This is a genomic window from Brasilonema sennae CENA114 (assembly GCF_006968745.1).
Classification (GTDB): Bacteria; Cyanobacteriota; Cyanobacteriia; order Cyanobacteriales; family Nostocaceae; genus Brasilonema; species Brasilonema sennae.
In genome coordinates, this window is record NZ_CP030118.1 from 393,456 (window position 1) to 412,453 (window position 18,998).

Annotated in this window: 16 protein-coding genes and 2 pseudogenes; 2 read left to right on the plus strand and 16 right to left on the minus strand. The window is 45.7% G+C overall.

Translation table 11 applies throughout. The annotated features are described in order from the left end of the window. Window positions 1–4: 4 nt before the first annotated feature. The 14 genes and pseudogenes from tkt to DP114_RS34625 form a co-directional block, all read right to left on the minus strand. Window positions 5–2,080, minus strand: a complete 2,076-nt coding sequence (tkt, locus tag DP114_RS01590) for a transketolase (protein ID WP_171975275.1) — start codon at window positions 2,078–2,080, stop codon at window positions 5–7. Window positions 2,081–2,196: 116 nt separating this feature from the next. After that, window positions 2,197–2,832: a MarC family protein gene (locus DP114_RS01595; RefSeq protein WP_216669958.1), complete on the minus strand. Its 636-nt coding sequence runs from the start codon at window positions 2,830–2,832 to the stop codon at window positions 2,197–2,199. A 187-nt stretch (window positions 2,833–3,019) separates the two neighbouring features. Further along, window positions 3,020–3,616, minus strand: a complete 597-nt coding sequence (locus DP114_RS01600) for a cytochrome c oxidase subunit 3 (protein WP_171975276.1) — start codon at window positions 3,614–3,616, stop codon at window positions 3,020–3,022. A gap of 32 nt (window positions 3,617–3,648) precedes the next feature. Then, on the minus strand, window positions 3,649–5,292 hold the full coding sequence (locus DP114_RS01605; RefSeq protein WP_171975277.1) for a cytochrome c oxidase subunit I: 1,644 nt from the start codon (window positions 5,290–5,292) through the stop codon (window positions 3,649–3,651). An 89-nt stretch (window positions 5,293–5,381) separates the two neighbouring features. Then, a complete protein-coding gene (locus DP114_RS01610; RefSeq protein WP_171975278.1) occupies window positions 5,382–6,269 on the minus strand; it encodes a cytochrome c oxidase subunit II in 888 nt (295 codons plus the stop codon). Between the two features lie 7 nt (window positions 6,270–6,276). Further along, on the minus strand, window positions 6,277–6,897 hold the full coding sequence (locus tag DP114_RS01615) for a DUF2231 domain-containing protein (protein WP_171975279.1): 621 nt from the start codon (window positions 6,895–6,897) through the stop codon (window positions 6,277–6,279). After that, window positions 6,894–7,388 (minus strand): DUF2231 domain-containing protein, encoded by a 495-nt coding sequence (locus tag DP114_RS01620; RefSeq protein WP_216669959.1) that lies wholly within the window; start codon window positions 7,386–7,388, stop codon window positions 6,894–6,896. The genes DP114_RS01615 and DP114_RS01620 overlap by 4 nt, the downstream gene beginning before the upstream one ends. Before the next feature lie 380 nt (window positions 7,389–7,768). Then, the gene (locus tag DP114_RS01625) at window positions 7,769–8,305 is read right to left on the minus strand and encodes an HdeD family acid-resistance protein (protein ID WP_169265867.1); all 537 of its coding nucleotides are present in this window, start codon (window positions 8,303–8,305) and stop codon (window positions 7,769–7,771) included. Between the two features lie 40 nt (window positions 8,306–8,345). Then, the gene (locus tag DP114_RS01630; protein ID WP_169265866.1) at window positions 8,346–9,203 is read right to left on the minus strand and encodes a PrsW family intramembrane metalloprotease; all 858 of its coding nucleotides are present in this window, start codon (window positions 9,201–9,203) and stop codon (window positions 8,346–8,348) included. 123 nt (window positions 9,204–9,326) lie between these two features. Further along, window positions 9,327–10,784 carry an NAD(P)/FAD-dependent oxidoreductase gene (locus DP114_RS01635; protein WP_171975280.1) on the minus strand — a complete coding sequence of 486 codons (1,458 nt, stop codon included), beginning with the start codon at window positions 10,782–10,784 and terminating at the stop codon, window positions 9,327–9,329. Window positions 10,785–11,103: 319 nt separating this feature from the next. Next, window positions 11,104–12,087 (minus strand): heme o synthase, encoded by a 984-nt coding sequence (locus tag DP114_RS01640; RefSeq protein ID WP_171975281.1) that lies wholly within the window; start codon window positions 12,085–12,087, stop codon window positions 11,104–11,106. A gap of 93 nt (window positions 12,088–12,180) precedes the next feature. Then, window positions 12,181–12,720: a general stress protein gene (locus tag DP114_RS01645; RefSeq protein WP_169265863.1), complete on the minus strand. Its 540-nt coding sequence runs from the start codon at window positions 12,718–12,720 to the stop codon at window positions 12,181–12,183. A 99-nt stretch (window positions 12,721–12,819) separates the two neighbouring features. Beyond that, on the minus strand, window positions 12,820–13,188 hold the full coding sequence (locus tag DP114_RS01650) for a LuxR C-terminal-related transcriptional regulator (protein ID WP_246163025.1): 369 nt from the start codon (window positions 13,186–13,188) through the stop codon (window positions 12,820–12,822). A gap of 358 nt (window positions 13,189–13,546) precedes the next feature. Further along, window positions 13,547–13,621: pseudogene (locus DP114_RS34625) on the minus strand (DNA-binding response regulator); the annotation flags it as partial. Between the two features lie 436 nt (window positions 13,622–14,057). Here DP114_RS34625 and DP114_RS36530 point away from each other — a divergent pair. Further along, window positions 14,058–14,822, plus strand: a complete 765-nt coding sequence (locus DP114_RS36530; protein WP_246163026.1) for a transposase — start codon at window positions 14,058–14,060, stop codon at window positions 14,820–14,822. Between the two features lie 217 nt (window positions 14,823–15,039). Here DP114_RS36530 and DP114_RS01665 read toward each other — a convergent pair whose 3' ends face one another. Further along, window positions 15,040–16,869, minus strand: a complete 1,830-nt coding sequence (locus DP114_RS01665; RefSeq protein ID WP_171975282.1) for a mechanosensitive ion channel family protein — start codon at window positions 16,867–16,869, stop codon at window positions 15,040–15,042. Between the two features lie 156 nt (window positions 16,870–17,025). Between DP114_RS01665 and DP114_RS01670 the strand changes: the two are divergent. Continuing rightward, window positions 17,026–17,187, plus strand: a pseudogene (locus tag DP114_RS01670) (IS4 family transposase); the annotation flags it as partial. A gap of 166 nt (window positions 17,188–17,353) precedes the next feature. On the opposite strand, the gene DP114_RS01675 reads toward DP114_RS01670, so the two are convergent. After that, on the minus strand, window positions 17,354–18,991 hold the full coding sequence (locus DP114_RS01675) for an alpha-keto acid decarboxylase family protein (RefSeq protein WP_171975283.1): 1,638 nt from the start codon (window positions 18,989–18,991) through the stop codon (window positions 17,354–17,356). Window positions 18,992–18,998 lie beyond the last annotated feature (7 nt).

The following is an 18,998-nucleotide window of genomic DNA, read 5'->3' on the forward strand; positions in this document are numbered from 1 at the left end:
AACTTCAGCTTGCTAACTGGGCTTTTGCAGCTGCAACAACCTGATTTGGAGTAAAGCCAAACTTGCGCTGCAATTCTTTCAGGGGCGCTGAAGCACCAAACGTATGCATGACAATGCGAGCACCTCTAGAACCGACATACTCGCCCCAGCCAAACGTCGATGCTTGTTCCACACAGACACGAGCAGTCACCGCAGGTGGAATCACACTATCGCGGTAGTCCTGACTTTGCTGCTCAAACAGCTCCCACGATGGCATACTCACAACCCGCGCTTTTATCCCTTCGGTCTTAAGTTGTTCATACGCTTCAATGCAAAGCGAAACTTCGCTTCCAGTTGCTAGCAGCAGCACATTGGGTTGACCATCTTCTGCATCTGCCAAAATATAAGCTCCTTTAGCCAAACCGGATGCCGCCGCATACTGAGTGCGATCAAACGTGGGTAATGCCTGTCGAGTCAGCACCAGCACGACTGGTTGATGCTGCAACTGCATAATCACTCGCCATGCTTCCACAACTTCGTTAGCATCAGCAGGTCGTAGGGTAATCAGTCCCGGAATCGCTCGCAACGAAGCCAACTGCTCAACGGGTTGATGAGTTGGGCCATCTTCACCTACCCCAATCGAGTCATGTGTGAAGATGTAAATGACTGGAATCTCCATTAACGCGCTGAGGCGAATGGATGGACGGCAGTAGTCGCTGAAAATAAAGAACCCGGAACCATAGGGACGCACTTTGCTGAGCGAGAGTCCGTTGAGAATCGCCGCCATTGCGTGTTCGCGGATGCCAAAATGAAAGTTACGTCCGGAGCGATCGCCCGCGCTAAAATCTCCTGCTCCATCAAAGGTGAGCCGTGTTTTGGTGGAGGGAGCCAAGTCAGCAGAGCCGCCAATCAGCCAAGGGATCTGTTGGGCGATCGCATTCAGCACCTTTGCAGAAGCATCCCGTCCAGAAACTCCTTTTGCATCAGTTGGAAACGTTGGCAATGCGGCTTCCCAACTATCACGAAGTTGGCGATGTTGCATTTTGTGAAGTTGGTTTGCCATTTCTGGATACACAGCAGCATATTCATTGAAGGTGTGTATCCATTGCTCGCGCAGTTTGTGTCCTCGCTGTCCCAGTTGCGTCTGGAAGTGTTCGCGCACGCCATCAGGAACGAAAAACTTCGCATCTTCTGGCCAGCCGTAACTGCGTTTTGTTAACCGGATTTCGTCTTCTCCCAACGGTTCTCCGTGAGCTGCACTGGTATCTTGTTTGTGCGGTGCTCCATATCCAATATGGCTATCGATAATGATCAAGGTAGGGCGGTCGTGAGTTTGCTCAAAGGTGTTGAATGCTTGTTCCAGTGCATTGAGATCATTGGCATCACTGACACGAAGGATGTTCCAGCCATAGGCTAGAAACCGAGTGCCCACATCATCATTAAAGGTTAAATTGGTGTGTCCTTCAATAGTGATGTGATTGTTGTCGTAAATCCAGCACAGGTTCCTTAGCCGGAGATGTCCTGCTAAGGAAGCTGCTTCGTTGGAGATGCCCTCCATCATGCAGCCGTCTCCACATAGAGCATAAACGTTGTAGTTGAATAGCTCGAAGTCAGGTCGATTAAAATATTGCGCCATCCACTGTCCGGCGATCGCCATCCCCACACTCGTTGCTACTCCTTGCCCCAATGGTCCTGTCGTGGTTTCAACTCCAGAAGTCCAGCGATATTCAGGATGACCAGGACATTTACTATCAAGTTGACGGAAGCGCTTAATATCATCCAGTGTAACAGATGGCTCACCTAATTGCTCATACTTAGCATTAACTGCTTTGACACCAGTTAAATGTAACAACGAATATAGCAGCATGGAGGCATGACCGTTCGAGAGCACGAAGCGATCGCGATTTGCCCAAATGGGATCTTCGGGGTCGAACCGTAAAAATCGCTGCCATAAACAGTAGGCGACAGGAGCCATTGCCATTGGTGTACCTGGATGCCCAGAGTTTGCCTGCTGCACCGCATCCATTGATAGGGTACGAATCGTGTTAATGCACAGCTCATCGAGTTGAGTTTGATTTGCAATTTGAGTTTGAGCAATCACTGCTTTTTCTCCTTAGGGTAGTAAGCTAAATTCATAGAAAGGATTACCGATGTAAACTATTTACTTCGTAAATGTAGATTTATAAATCATATTGAGTTTTTTGAAGCTGAAAAAATCTACTTAAGTAATTCCAGAACACCTTCTGAAATTAACTGCACCGCGATTGCTAAAATCAAAAATCCCAGAATGCGATTGAATGCGCCCATACCTGTTGCTCCAAACTTCTCAATTAGTGGCTCTCCTAAAACCAGAAACAAATAAACTAACAGTCCTAATAGTAAAATTCCTGTAATGCAGCCCAGTTGTTCAATCCAGTGATGCGTTTGAGTTGAGAGTCCGATCACAACTCCAATAGCACCCGGACCGCTAATCATCGGAATTGCCATCGGTGTAAAGGAAACGTCTTCCTTGTCTATGGCTTCTTGATGTTCTTGCTTGGTTAATCGTGGGTGAGCAGTTACCATTTCCCATGCGGTATGAGCAACAATCAGACCGCCTGCAATTCGCAAAACTCCCAATGAAATGCCCAAAAAGCTGAGAATGAATTTACCTACCAGGAACGATATAATTAGCACTGCTGTGACATTCAAAGCTGTTTTACGAGCTTGGATGAGTCGAAACTTGGGAGAGTCTTCTGCTGTTAAGCTGTAGAAAAAAGCTACAGCACCGATAGGATTCGCGATAGGAAAAAGTGCCCCGAAAGCCTTTACGGTAAACATTAGAAGTGTGTGTTCTGTGATTAAATTAACCATAAGGTATTTTCTTTGCATCATGCCTTCTGTGTGATTGTCTGTGCGATAGCGTTCGCGTAAGCGTGTCCCCTTGGGACTCAGCGCTGCTGGTTTCAGCAGATCGCAATGTGTTGCTAGAAGGTTGTACGAATATCGGTGGTGGGCACGGAACCAGAATTAGAGTGATATAAGACACTGCTGAAGATAGCTACCAGATGTAAAGCAACATAAACAAAATAATCCAAATAACATCAACGAAGTGCCAGAATAGGGAGACTGCACTCACGCCCTGATGACCCGCATTGTAATTACCGGGAACCAGGGAGCGTCCATACATATACAGCAGCAACACCACGCCAGTAAAAACGTGCATTCCATGAAAGCCAGTCAGCAGATAGAAGGTTGCACCTGCCAGCCCTGCATCCAGTCCAAAGGGCATATTACGCCATTCAATCACCTGCCCAATCAGAAAAATCACACCCAATGCAGCAGTCAGTAACCACAGACGACGAAATTTAACCAGCTTGTGGCGAGCGATCGCTCGCTCTGCAAAATAGAGCACGATACTACTGGACACCAAAATAACGGTGTTAATTGCCGCTCTGGGAATATCTAACCCAGAAACTCCAGGTGGAAACCAAGTTGAATTTTTCCAACGAAGCAGCGCATAGGTGACAAAAAAGCTGACAAATATGATGCTCTCCGATAGGAGGAATATGGGAAACCCAAAGGCAAGATTATCCCGCTTAGGCGTTGAATTAAGGTTTTTTGAAAGCGAATTTCCTGAATCGAGCGGGCTTTCCATCACTGCCTCCTGAAAGGAAACGATAACGACACTTAGATAGACGACGGATCGGTAGTTAATCGGTGAGATTCTCCGTAACTATAAGGTTCTAAAGTCACGGTTGGAATTTCTTCAAAGTTTTCGAGTGGCGGCGGTGAGGAGGTTGTCCACTCTAGTCCAGTGGCATTCCAAGGATTATTAGGTGCTTTGCGTCCCCGTAACCAGGAGCTCACCATATTGGCAATAAAAGGTAAGGTGGACATGCCCAATAGAAAGGCTCCTAAACTAGCAACTATATTCCATCCGGTGTACTGCGGGTCGTAGGAGGCGATGCGGCGCACCATTCCCTGTAAGCCGAGCGGGTGCATCGGAAAGAAGTTGAGGTTCGCGCCGATAAAAGTGAGCCAGAAGTGCAGTTTGCCCCACCCCTCGGAGTACATACGTCCAGTTATTTTGGGAAACCAGTAGTAGATTCCCGCATATATTGCCATACTAACGGTATTAAATACTACATAATGAAAGTGCCCAACGACAAAATGAGTATTGTTAACATGAATATCAAAGGGTACAGCAGCCAGCATCACTCCGGTAATGCCCGCAAACAGAAACATGGCGACACCGCCCAAAGCAAACAGCATCGGGGTTTTGAAATGCAGTTTGCCCCGCCAAACGGTCGCAGTCCAGGCAAACACTTTGATTCCTGTCGGCACTGCCACCAACATTGATGTTGCCATGAACAACATTCGCATCCAGTTGGGGGTGGCGCTAGCAAACATATGATGCGCCCAAACAAGGGTGCTGATCCCAGAAATGAGCAGGGAGGAAACGGCAACGGTTTTATAGCCAAACAAGGGTTTGCGAGCAAAGGCAGGAATAACTTCTGAGAATACTCCAAAGGCAGGCAACGCCATGACATACACAGCCGGATGAGAGTAAAACCAGAACAAGTGCTGGTAGATCATCGGATCACCCTGCTTAAAGGGACTGAAAAAGTCGGTACCCAAAGAAAGATCGAACAGCAGCAGAATAGCTGCACCCGTGAGGGCAGGTAGGCAAAACAATTGCAGCAGTTGAGCACTGAGAGTTGTCCAGACATAAACTGGCATCCGAAAAAAGGTCATTCCTGGTGCCCGCATTCGCACAATGGTGGTGACTAAGTTCACACCGCCCATAATGGATGAGACTCCAGAGATTGTCACTGCCAGTAACCAGATAAATTCTCCGTTGATCAAGTGTCCTGACGGGTTCTGAATGCTCACCGGAGGATAAGACCACCAGCCTGCCTGAGCCGTGCCACTGGGCAAGAAAAAGCTGAACAACAGCAAGATCCCCACAACTGGAATCAGCCAAAAGGCGATCGCATTCAGCACCGGAAACGCCGTCTCTCGCGCCCCAATCATCAGTGGCACCAGATAGTTCGCTAATCCCACATTTGCTGGAAAGATCCACAGAAAGATCATGATCGTGCCGTGCATTGTGAACAGACCATTGTAAAGGGAGCGATTAACGACATCTAATTGTGGGGTGAGCAGTTCGGCACGAATAATCATGGCGAATAAGCCGCCAAACAGGAAGAAGATAAATGCTGTAACTAAATACTGAACACCAATTACCTTATGGTCGGTGCTGAAGCTGAAGTAGCGCTTCCAATCAGTTTGTTCAGGCTCACTAGCACTTTTAATGGAGATATTTGTCATTTAAGTAGTCGTGCAAAATTAAATTTATTGGTGGAGAGAGGGAACTCTTAACAGAGAAACAAGATGTGTAATTAATTTTGTAATGGTACTTATTTATTCACAACGGGAGGTTGAGCAGGTGGAACGGTGTGCCAATTGCTCCTTAACGGTGTTTTGGGAGGTTGACTATGCTCAGATTTTGCGGGATTGATGGCTGGAACAGAGGGACGGGTAGCGGCTTGAGCTAACCACTGGTTGTAACGTTCAGGAGAATCGACAAACACATTGGCTTCCATCAGCGCGAAATAAGTGCCGCTAAACTGAGAGTCGTGCAGTTGATATTGACCAATTCGATTTGGAGTAAATTTGAACGCGATCGTCTGATTCGGTACAATGTCCTGCTTAATGCGAAAGTTGGGCACATAGAAGCCATGCACCACATCTTCAGACTTCAACATTAGGTGAACAGGGCGGTTGACACGAATATGTAATTCTGTGCTGGTGACATTTTGGCTAGGATAGTGGAACGACCAAGACCACTGTTTGGCGATCACCTCAATTTGTTCAGTAGGCTGCATATTGCTACTACCTGTTTCAGCATAGGCGGGGGATTCCAACAGATGTAAATGAACCAGTGGCAAGGAACCGAGAATGTTCATGCGCTGGTAAATGTTATAGCTATAGCCCGCAATCCAGATCACCAACAGAATTGGAATCACCGTCCAGGTAATCTCTAGCTTCAAATTGCCGCGAATGGCAGGTGCATCGCTCGTGTCGCTGGCTCGATAAAATAGAATTGAATAAACTAGCACTCCCATCACACTTAGAAAGACGATGGTTCCGAGTGTCACTAGGAAGCTAAACAAGTGACCTACGGGTTCAGCCTCTGCTGCTGCCGCGATCGGGAGCCAATGATACGCTTGCTGTCCCATTGCATGACTGGTAAGAATGATCACGCCAACAAAAATAGCTAATAGCGTAATGTTAAAGGTTCGCATAATAAAACTAGGGTTGCTGGAGGACTTGATTAGGGTTTTCGCCTTGCCGAATCAGATAAGCAGCCGTATTATGCACGCCAAACTCGGCTCCCAATTGCGCTCCCAATGTGCCATGAACGAACATATATCCCAACATCAAAACGCCTGCTAACAGATAACTCAACTGAACCTGCTGAACATTGTTTTTGCGCCAGCGAAAACGCTGATATCCTCGCCAAATGGTCATTGCCACAATCATGGTTAGCAATAACACTCCGCCTACACCATGCAACAGCATGGTTGTACCTGCACCCAATCCCCAGGCACTTTTCATCTCTGCGGGAGGATCGGCTAGCAGGATCTCGAAAAAGCCTGCTGTCACGGTGAAAAAGGTGATAACGGATGCCGCTACAGCGTTGTACCATGCCACGTCAAAAAAGTTAGACCGACTGACAGGCATTGAGAAGAACTTCAGAATTGGTCGTTCTAGCGGAAATAACGTGCCTGCGATATCAAACGCGATCGCAATAATAAATAAACCTAAAGTCAGATGTACAAAATTCGGATGCAGCGGAAATCGATAGGGTAATCCATTTGCCCCCAATTCAATTCCCAATTGCTTTAATTGATCAATTAATTGTGGGTTCATTTTAGAAGTCCTTGTTTCATTGCTTCCACCACAGGCACCGTATGGAGTCCATACACCCAATCCACTAAATTACCCAAATAAATTTGTAAACAGACCAGACACATCAAAAACGTGGCTGCACCCAGGTAAACCACAGGCACCTTCAACGGATCACGAACTCGGATGATACCGCGCCAGGCCGTGATAGCAACCAAAATGCCTGAAATTGACCAACCGTTTATGGTGTGCCAATTTAATGCGGGCTGGGCAGCTGGATAAGGTTGTGCTAATGCAGCTTCAATTTGACCAAAAATCACGGCAACAAAGATGGCAACCGATGCAAGAACCAGGTTCCACCAGCTCACTTCAAACATCCGGTGGTTGCGGCTAAGATATCCGGTTATGTCACAAAAATAGGCAAAAAATACCATCGCAATCACAAAGTGGACGACGACCGGATGCATGGTGTCTGGGTAGGGGAGATTTTGGTTATTCAACGGTGGCAGAAGCATCACGTTCTCCTATCTATTGAACTATGAGAGCAATTGAGTCAAGGTAGGGTTGTACCTTAGGGACTTACCGGAAAATAAAGTAGCAGTCATTCTAGAGGATAAGTAATTATGGAAAATAAATTATTTACCTAGGAGGGGGAACTCTTAACAGCAATGCAATTCAAAAGTTTCAGCAGTTTTGAGAAATTTATAAATATTTATGCGTAGGTACTTAGGAGACGAAAAAACTCAAACTAGGAGCTAATCTCTATAATTGGAATCTCAAGAATGATACTAATCGAAACCGTTAAATCTACTTTCAAAGATGCCAGATATGAAACTCACTGGTTACCGCAAACGAGACTTCATGGCCAAGGTGATTGCTAGGGCAGAGTACGGGGCTATTCAGAATGCAGCGTTAGCATCCAAACGCCATCGAAAAACAGATTGATTCCCACCCAAGTCCCAATCAGCCAGAATGCACTAAACGGAAAGCTAGACCAGATGAAAATCCCTAAAATAATTCCTGCGATGCCGCTGACGAGCATCCATCCCCAATTTGGTGAAATCCGGCGCAGTTGAAACGCAAGTGAGACTTGAATGATGCCTTGCACAAAAATTGTAACACCCAAGACTAACGTGAAGGCAAGCGCTCCCTGGAGCGGATCGGTTAAGACAAAAATCCCGGCTAGAAGATACAAAAGTCCTAAAATGAGCTTCCATGCAACTTGACCTGCCCCTTTAGATTGAAAGGCATAAACGATTTGAGCAATTCCAGCAAAAATAAAAACCCAGCCAAACACTAAGGTCGAAGTAATCGTGGCAAAAAAGGGAAATATGATCGCAATTATCCCCAAAATAATCATGAAGATTGCAATCGTCGTTAACCATCTAGAATTAATCGTTTGTTCTCTCGTCTCAGATTCAGTAGCTCTCATGTTGATCTCCCTGATTGAATTAATGTAATAAAATATATGATCAAAGTGCAGGTCTTGCTGCACGGATAGCTTCTTTCCATAAACGCATCAGCATCAATACCCCTACTAATATGACAATCCAGTAGCCGATCGGTAATAAATTGATAATTGGAATGTCTAACACAAGCCCTATTGGCATTCCATCCCATAGCCCATGTAAAAGAGAGACTATGAGATAAGTTAAGAACACTGGAAAGGTAATTCTGAATCGTTCCGGTCTGCTTTCACGAAATAGCACTGCTGAGAGGGTTGCTGTCCAGACCCCATGTCCAAATGGAGACAGCAAGCTACGCAGTCCTGTGACTCCAACCGTTACTAATAGTGGAAACGTTTCTGGTGCATTGGGTCTTAACCCTTGCGCAAATGCCATTAGAAATACAGTAAATGCATATCCAGTGCTCTCTAGAGCAGCAAATCCCATTCCAACTGCTGCTCCCAGAAGTAATCCGTCGAGTTCCGAATTGTGTCGCATTCGGCGCGCCACAAACATGACTGCTATTAGCTTGACCAGTTCTTCAATCAGCCCGACTTGAAGTGCGGTAAAAAAGTCGAACTTGGGACCGCTGATCAACAATTTCTCCAGAAATCCAGCTTCAAAGACAGCGATGACACCACCGAGAAAGAAGCTCAAGCCTAAACTTGGTAAGGTGATGTTGCTGAGTTGCTGACGCTCGTACAGGAAGGTGACAAAAGTGACAGGCACCAAAAAATTGCCTAACAGAATCAGGGTTGGAAACAGGTTGGGGTTGGCTGTCAGAACAACGAGAATAAAACTAATGAGGTAAAGTAAGAAACCACCCAAAAATACACGCAACCAGATGCGCTTTGGACGTGCGGGTACAGAAGTCTCTTGTCGCATGGTTTGACATTCTATTGATGAGAATTAAGTTTGCCGCAGACCATCAGAAAATAATATCCAGGGGAGATTGGGTTATTCAGTGGCGGTAGTAGTATCACGGTCTCCTGACTATAGAATATAGAACTACGGGGTCGATTGTCTAGGTAAATTCGGTTGTGGTTGTCTGAGTCGTTCCGAAGGTGGCGTTCGTAAGCCGAAGTAAGCAACAATCAGAAAAGCGATCGGCGCAAGGATGGCTAAGGCTTTGACCAGCGATCGCTCTCGTTGCTCAGCAGGAGACAGAGGAGGCTGTTTGGCGACGGCTTCAGAAACCAGCTTGGGTCGGTGGTAACGATGGAAGATTTCTTCCTTAAGCCATTCGGTTGTTACCTTAAAATCATGTAGTGGCGTGGGCAGCATTTCCAAATAGGTTGCATTGCGAATCAGGTCGCCGGGTTTGCCAGTCACCTGCACTTTGTCGAATAAATTCGCTACTCCATTGTTCAAGCCCAACTTCATCAGGGTGCCGCGAAGATTCACATGAGCTGGGCTAGGGGATGCCCCTCTAACAAGTGCAATCAAATTATGAGCAATGTTTGCACCTTGTTGATAAGCCACCTGGGCGAGAGCCGGTAGTGGCTGCGACTGCACATCTGCACAATCGCCGGCTGCAAACACCTCTGGAAAATCCAGCAGTTGTAGAGTGGGGCTGACGAGCGGTAGACCATGCTTATCTAAATGGTCGGCACGAATCTGGGACTTGAGACTTTGGATGAGTGGGTTCACAGCAGTACCTGCTGTCCAAATCGTGGTTTGCGTCAGCAGTTTTTTTCTCTCTGCGCTGTCAACAGGTTGATACTCCAAGTAGTTTGCATCAACGGACTTCACACCTACACCTAATATCAATTCAACCGGTACGGTTCGAGTTCTGAAAGCGTGGAGAGCATTCTCCTTCAAACCCGCATTGACATCTCCTGCGAGAATCGTTTTGCCGTGATTGATCAAAATAATGCGAATCTCATGAATATTGCCGCCCAGTTGGGCATACCAGTAGGGCAGCAAATCTGCTAACGTTGCTGCCATTTCTACCCCGGTTGGACCTGCCCCAACTACAACAAATGTCAGGAGCGCTCGTCGTTGCGCTTCATCATTCGTCTGACTGGCACGCTGCAAACAATCTCGTAACTGGCGTTCCAGAGCGATCGCATTCTCTCGCGTCCGGAATGCAAATGCGTTCTCTTGCGCTCCTTCCGTTCCCAGATAACCCTGAATACTGCCGACTGTTAATACAAGGTAGCTGTAGGTGTAGTCTGAGCCAGAGGCTAAATGAACGTGTTTTTCTTGTAGGTTGATCGCTGCTACTTTGTCCTGCACAAAGGTGATATCACTGCCTTGCAGCAATTCTTTATAAGTCGGACAAACTGTGTCTTCTGGCAATTCACCCGTCAGTAGCTCATACAACATGGGCTTAAAAACAAACCGTTCCTGCGGATCAATCAGGGTGATTGAACGAAGATCATGCTGATGACGCAGATGTAAAGCCGTGAAAAGACCCGTAAAACCAGCTCCGACAATAATCGTACGGTGAGTCGAGGAATTCATTTTAGGAAAGGAAAGGTAGACAACAGTGGGCAATCTAAGGAATGACTTAGCAATGTAGCCCTTTTCGTTCAATCAAAAAATCTGTATATTTCTGGTTCTGAGGAATTTCTCAAAGTGTAGATAAAAACAGGTTTTTAATAAGAACTCCTTTACCATATAACAGTGGCATATTTCTGACCATGCAAGTTTGTACAGTTAAGCAGAAATTTATGCTGTTTTGATGATGTTGAAAAAACCTGATCAAATCCAAATTCAGATTTTTATTGATCGCGGGCAAAACCTCATCCCCTTGTAAATGGAGCAGTTGGCTATCCGTAGCTTAATTCAACAGATTAATGATTCCAGAAATCCTGTTGAGTGCGCTGTAAGTAATGGGAAGACAATCAATTACGATTCCAATAGATAGCAGTATCATATAAACAATGGAGTATTTAAACAGCGATCGCGCCAACTCCAAATTTGAGGGAGACTGCATTAACAACCAGGCTTTATGAACAAAAATGCCACCAAGAACGAGCGCAATAAGTGGATACAGCAAATTCATTACATCAAGCGGATAACCAAGCAGTAAAGTTACTGGAATGAGGATTAAAGTGTAGGCAAAAATTTGTCGAGCCGTGGTCTCATTCCCGGCAACCACAGGCAACATAGGAACATTAACTTTGGCATAGTCATCTTGAATCATCATTGCCAATGCCCAGAAATGAGGAGGTGTCCATAGAAACACGATCACAAACAAGCACCACGCTGCCCAACTCAAATCGCCTGTTACTGCTGCCCACCCGACTAGAGGCGGAATTGCCCCTGCGACTCCTCCAATGACGATGTTTTGGGAGTGATGCCGTTTCAACCAATGGGTGTAGACCAGCACATAAACGAGAATCCCTATCATTGCTAAACTAGCACTCAACAAGTTAGCGAACACAGCTAGCAGCGTAAACGAAATCACTATGAGCGCGATCGCAAACAGTAATGCATCATGAGGTTCTATTCGACCAGACGGAAGTGGACGATGACGGGTTCGTTCCATCGCAAAATCAATATCGCGGTCGTAAAGACAGTTTATTGTATTTGCTGCTCCTGCGGCACAAGCGCCACTGACTAATGTGATCAACACAAGCCAGGGATCAACGTGCCCTTTTGCTGCCATTCCCATACTGGCAACCATCGTAATCAGTAACAGTAAGATGATGCGAGGCTTTGTGAGCTGAACATAACTTTGAATAACTTCCCAAGTAGTTTGATGGTAAGGAGTCGTGGAATTAAAAGTAAGGGTTGAAGTAAATACTCTGTTGAGCTTCATGAGAGTTCCTTTAAAGAGACGTTTGCAGTCGATTCCGTTGTTTACAGCAACAACTACTTGGTGCAAGACATGATTGTGTGGCTGCTGCCCTGGCTAAACAACAACTGTTTGATTGACTTCATGACCTGCATTTTGCAGAATCTGTTGCGCTTGATTAATTTCCTCATCTGTACCTGACACAATGACCATAAACTTGCCTGCTTTGATTTGTGTCTCATACTTTAGGGCTTTTTCCTTTGGAATTCCCAATCCTACAAGAGCACCCACCAGTCCTCCTGCAACGGCAGCTCCCACACCACCCAAAACCATACCTTCGAGCCAACCTGCCAACACTCCAGCAACATGCCCAGCAACAATCACAGGACCCACTCCCGGAATAAAGAGCAAGCCGACACCTGTGAGAATGCCGAAGAGTCCACCAAAAAAGGTGCCCCAGTAGCCTGCTTCTCCAGCTCCAGCTTTAGCCGTATCTTTCCAGGTCAAAAATCCACGGATATGCTCAGTGGTTTGATAGTCTTTACCAATAATCGAAATCTTTTGCATGTCGAAGCCTGCTCTTTGCAGTTCTAACACGGCAGCTTCTGCCTCAACGTGGGATGGAAAAATATTCACAGCTTCATGCTTGACTGACATGGCTTTATCTCCTTAAAAATTACAAATCGTCCTATTTAGCGGACAAGACTAGATCGAAGCGCCTAAATCGCTGCCTGAGTGTGTTGGCGAAGGCATCGCTCACATGAGTTTCTTTAAAATATTACGAACATGAGTTCTCACCGTACCCTTAGCGATTTTGAGCTTCTGGGCGATCGCACTATTATTATGTCCATCAACAATCAATTGCAATACCTCTAACTCTCGATCAGTCAAAGGCTCAATTGTAATGACTTGTATATATTTTCCTTTGACTGTCTGAATCGCGATCGTCTTCGCATGATTGACACCGTCAGCTTGAAAAAGATAAGCTTGTTGAAGCAACTCAGCAACCTCTTGTGCAACAGCAGTGAGTGCATAATTAATAGAGGAATTGTCAAAAAAATCAGTTTGAGTTGGAACCTTTAGGTACTCAAAATCATCTTTGACCAGTAATGAAATGGATGTCATAAAACTATCCTCAGTAAGGCAAACTTAAATTTTGCAACTCAATTGCTATCACTGTTTGTATAAACTCAATATATGCAATTGTTTTTAATTTGTCGTCCACTTTGAGTTGAAACTTTTGTTCAATAAAGTGATTGATCAATCAGTCCATCTCAAAATCGAAGTTTGGCTCCAACTAAAGTTGGAATCCAAATTCAAACTTTAGTACATAGGACTTATGCAAAAACTCTTTTAAACCCTCTTAACTATGCGCTAAGGCGCACGCTACGCGTTCGGCAAAGCCGTGCCGCAGGCATACGTGATCTTTGCGTCCTTTGCGGTTTATTTTTTCATAATTTTGCGTAAGTCCTGGTACAATTGCTTACAAACTGACAATCCCTCGTTTCACTGCAACAATCACCGCTTGAGTGCGGTCGTTGACTTCTAATTTCAGTAGACCGAAAAGTTTTACCAGCACAAAAAAATAGTAGCCTGTTATACCGTTTTTGGAGAAAAGTGCAAAAGCTGATTGCTATTGAGTATCTTTCTTCTCTAAGCCATTTAAAATACACAACGCATCATAAGCATCAAGCAATACTGCAAAGCTTATTAAATTTTACTGTTGAACAAGGGTATATAAAATCTAACCCAATTCGCGGACTGAAACAACGCTCACCAGCGCGAGAAAAATGCTCGCGCTGGTGAGCTATTCTACAACTAGGTGGCGCATGTGAATTCAACGGAAAACTGTATCACAGGTTACTATTTATTGACGCTTGCCAAAGTTTTCGCTCTACCAAAAACGCGCACAGTGCCCCTAGCTTCTAGCTATGGGGGTGTAGTGCGCCGGGGAACGCCAGGTGCTTTATCCCGGGGAACCCGTCCACACAAAGTTGTCTCACCAAATCTGTGATGGCGCAGGAATGGTGTTTGTCGAGGATTTGAATCTAGTCGGGTTATCTAGAGGAATGCTGGGAAAACATTGCCTGGATGCCGGGTTTGGTCAATTCTTCAACATTCTCGAACAGATTTGTTTTAAGCGTGATGTCTATTTTCAAAAAGTAGATAGCCGTAAGACAAGTCAGGTTTGCCCTAATTGTGGAACCGAGACAGGAAAAAAAGAACTGTCAGAACGTAACGCCACTTGCTTCAACGGGGCGGCAGCTTTTCGGGGGAAGCTTCCCCCGAAAACGTGCCTTGGGAACCCCAACGCCCTTCGGGTAAGCGCAAAGCGCACGCTACGCGAACGCAGTCGCCTAGGTCGGGAGACCCCTTCGGGTTCGCCAGATGCCTGGCTGTCGGGAGACCCTCCCGCAGCACTGGTCTCACCTCCTGCAGCGCTGGTCTCACCAGATACCTCTGTCGGGAAACACTCATCAAGTACTGGCTCCCTCCGGGAACGCCCGTCGCCTACGGCGGGAAACCCGCCTGCAGCGCTGGATTCACCGCAAGGCACAACTCTTGGCAGCGCTGGATTCACCGCAACGCAGTGGCTCCTCATCTTTGCTCGAATTGCGGCTATACGACTGATAGAGATGTCGCAGCCGCTCAAGTGGTCGCGATACGTGGACTTGCAGCCGTGGGGCACACGGTCAAGATGCGCGGCTTCGGGTAAATTCATTGGAATCTCCGTGAAGCAAGAATCCCCTGCCTTCTAGGCGTGGGGAGTGTCAATGAAAGTATTTCACGAACGAGTAAGCTTTTCCTACCTAAAAAATTTTGTACAACTTCTGCATCATCCGCACCATTGAGCTTTGTTGCATCTACAAGGCACAGCGATCGCCTACGACGGAAGGCTAGGCGATCGCTTGACTCATCCCCTTACTACTCAATATAAACGCTATAACCACTATTCTGTAAAGCTTAGAGTTTTTCTTAGTGCCATTCGTACCATACGGCTTGTTGGGGTGTGCCAATCTGAATGCCATGCTCTTCAAAAGCAACGCGGACGCGCAGGCGAAATTCGCGACCAACAACCCACTGTTGCAGTGGTTGGGTTTTAATCCACACTCGAATCATCATCCCAGTGTGAGCGAGGTTATCGACTCCTAAAACCTCTGGCAGTCCCACTAGGCGATCACGCCACTGGGGTTCGCCGTACATCTGTTGGGCAATCTCTTGAAGTAGTGCCAATGCCATCTTGATGTCTGTTTCGTAAGCCACCTCAATCGTAAAATCTACCCGCGACCAAATTCGGGTCAAATTTTCTACCTGAGCGATCGCGCTATTGGGAATAGTAATCAAACGCCCTTCATCATTTCGCAGTTGAGTTACCCGCAAATTCATATTTTCGACAAAACCCCCTGTTTTGCCACCAGATGTATTGACAATTGCCACCACATCCCCAATCCCATATTGGTCTTCCCATAAAATCAGACAGCCATTGACCAAATCCTTGACTAAGTTCTGGAAGCCCAAAGAAAGTGCAAAAGCGACAATCGCACCGCCAGCTAGTACCGAACCAATTGAGACTCCCAGACTTTGCAACACCCAACCAATGGCGATCGCCCAAACAACAAAAGTTTTCAGTCCTTTGATCGCGCTAATAGTTGTGGAGATGCGTAAAGATTTGCGCTGCGCGTCGGCAATCGTAAAAAATTGAAAATTGAAGAAATGATAGTCTTGCCAATTTTTGGCAAAGCGATCGAGCAATTCATTACTCATCCGATTTGCCAATCCTACAAGCAACCAGAGCAACAATAACTGCAAGGGTGCAGATAATAGTTGCAAGGCTAGCTGTTTTGTCAGGGGAAATAAACTTAAAATTGCGGTAATTCCACCGCTCCACACGATAAATTGACCCCAGATCAGCAGCCATCTCAAGAAAGCAACCAAATTGCGCTGTCGCTCCAAAGTAAATTGTCTTTGCAGCAAGTGGCGGAACTCCAACAAATATCGAGCATGAGGGACATTGCCTGTAGCCGTATCTGCTGCGGCTTTTGACTGGGCCACGACCGCAGCTTGTCTTGTTGCCAGAACGCGCTCGCGCACCATCAGCAGTTTATACAACATCCAAAGTAGCAAACTAGCTCCAATCGTGGCTGTAGCTCTGATAAATGCATTCTGAACTTGTTGCTTTATCGCTCTAGGTAAACGCTCGTTCAGTTGCTCTAATAACTGTTGGTAAATTCCCGACTGCAACTGTTGCGCTAGTTGCTCTACACTCAGCCCATAGTAATCGGCATCTAACTGGGTGACAGTTAATAGTTGCAGGGGTACAGAATGATAAGCATCTTTAGCTAGAAGGATAGTATCGCCATCAAGCTGAGATACAAACACTTGCAATGTTTTGGGATCGAAGTTCGTGTAGAAACCTTTTTGGCGATCGCCTTGCAGTGTTGAACCAATCGGGATTGCAAAATTCTGAATTGGAGCGAAGGCAATAACGCGGTTGAGGTTAGCCTCAATCTCTTCGACTCTGGCTTCAACCGGAATCTGCTTGCCAGGATTGCTTCGGTTCCAGACAGTCGGGGCAACGACTTGAAATAAATTTTCCCCATCTAACTTCACTGTCGCTATTTCAATTGCGCCTAGCCGTTGGACTCCTAAAGGCGGTTGGTTAGCACTTTGCACTACAGGATTTGCCGGAGAAACCTGCGCCCAAACTTGGGATGTCCAGCCCAGCGCCAGAGTCAAGCTGAATAGAAAGGCGATCGCCAACCTCACACTTGGGCGATCAAAATGCCGCCAGCCAGAGAACATCATAAGTGACCGCTCTTGACAACACAACCAGATAGTTTGTTCGCGGTTGAGCGAGCGCAAATTATCCTGTTGTTAAAAAACGTGAATGAGAATCGCTAAAAGTGGCATCGTCGATCGCAGAAGTGTAAAAGTAAACATTTTTGTCCTGCCCCTTTTTTCCTTATTGACCTTAAAACCTATTATCGTGGCTTTCGATATGTCCGTGAAATATTAAAAATGCTTACAGAAAAGCCTGAGCCTATTTTATTAGCCCAAATTTTTGCCAAGCTTAGTTATTCAGGACCTATTCATCCCGGTTCTACAGGTTTTGAACCCTCGTAAATTGGCAAAGGTATTGTCATTGTGATTTTTATATTACAGCTATTTTCAGCTATTTGAACCACAGATTTTTGTAGAAGTACGGCATGCTGTGCCTCTACCCGTGGTTTATTTCCTTGAAAAGCGCTGTAAGCGAGCGCTCACTTACCAACTACTTTCGACCACACCCCTAATGAATCTTTTTAGCAAGTTCGTTGGTCATTCGCTGCAATGCTGGTGACATATCATCTGAACCAATATGCACATCCAAGATACAAAAGCTTTCAGGGTGGGATCGGCTTTCTAAGAGTGCAGCTTCTAACTCACTTTCTGTGTGAACGTCAAATCTACGACCTGCACCTACTACCTCTGAAATTCGACTATATTGCCACAGCCGAATATTATTGAATTTGCCATCGAGCAACGGACGCTCTGTTGCGTATCCACCGTTGTTGAGAACAATCACAATTGGATTAAGCCCATATCGAGCGATTGTAGATAACTCCACCCCAGTCATTTGGAATGCACCATCACCTACTAACACGAGTGGGCGGATGTGAGGATTGGCAAATTGAACACCTATAGCTCCGGGAACAGCAAAACCTAAAGAGGCATAGTAGGCAGGGGATAGAAATCGAGTTTTACCATGAACAAATAAATCTAATCCTCCAAACAGCGAATCTCCGATGTCTGCGATGACTATCATATCCTTGTTAATAAAGATATTCAATTGCTCAAACAACCGTTTGATCGTGATTAGCTGATCGGGAATGGGAGAAAAAGAAGTCGCCGGTTTAGAACTATTGGAGAAACTGAGTTCTCGGAAGCGAATGTCAGTTTGAAGTAATCCTTGAACAAAATCTTGTAAACGAATCCCTTGATATTCGTGGCATTGAATAGACGTTTTTTCACTCATGACATAGATGGCACAGTTTGGATCTAAGTGAGCCGTAAACATCCCAAGATTCAAATCCATGAGAAAAACACCCAGCATAATCACGCAATCGCTAGACTCGACATACTGACGAGCAAACTCACTTCCCAAAGCACCAGCGTAGAGTCCAAGGTAGTTGGTGTGTAGTTCATTAATCACCGATTTGCCTAAAATGGTATCTGCTACTGGGATATTCGTTGTTTCAGTCAACTGTAACAGTGCTTGCTGCAATCCAAATCGATGAATTTCCACATCGGCTAGAATCACAGGTTGATGGGCTGCATTAATTAGCTTGACAGTTTCCTCAAGAGCTGCTGCTAAGGAAGTTGGATCGCTGACATCTGTTTGAGGAATCCACTGATAATCACGATTACCAGGTTGATTGAGCATATCGCGAGGAATTTCGATGTAAACTGGGCGCTTGTAACGTAATGCAGTAGCAAGCACGCGATCAATTTCCTCAAATGCCTTGTTGGGATCATCGAGTACCGTAGATGCAATGGTAAGTTCTTGAAAGATTTTGTACTGAGTATTAAAATCTTTCACTTTATGATGTAGCAATGGATGTTGAATACGTTCATTTATCCCTGGTGCGCCGCTAATTATGACCACGGGAGACTTTTCAGCATAGGCTTGAGCGGTGGTATTTATTACCTTAAAACCACCAACACAATAGGTAATACACACTGCACCTAATCCGCGTAGACGGGCATAAGCATCTGCTGCAAACCCCGCACCTTGTTCATCGCAGGTATTGATGAATTGAATGGGACTATTTTCTAACAACTTGTCAAAGCCTAGAACATAATCACCGGGTACACCAAAGATATGGTGAACGCCGTGTTCGTAAAGCCTTTTGATTAAATAAGTTCCAATGGAATCTGCCATTAGCATATTGCTA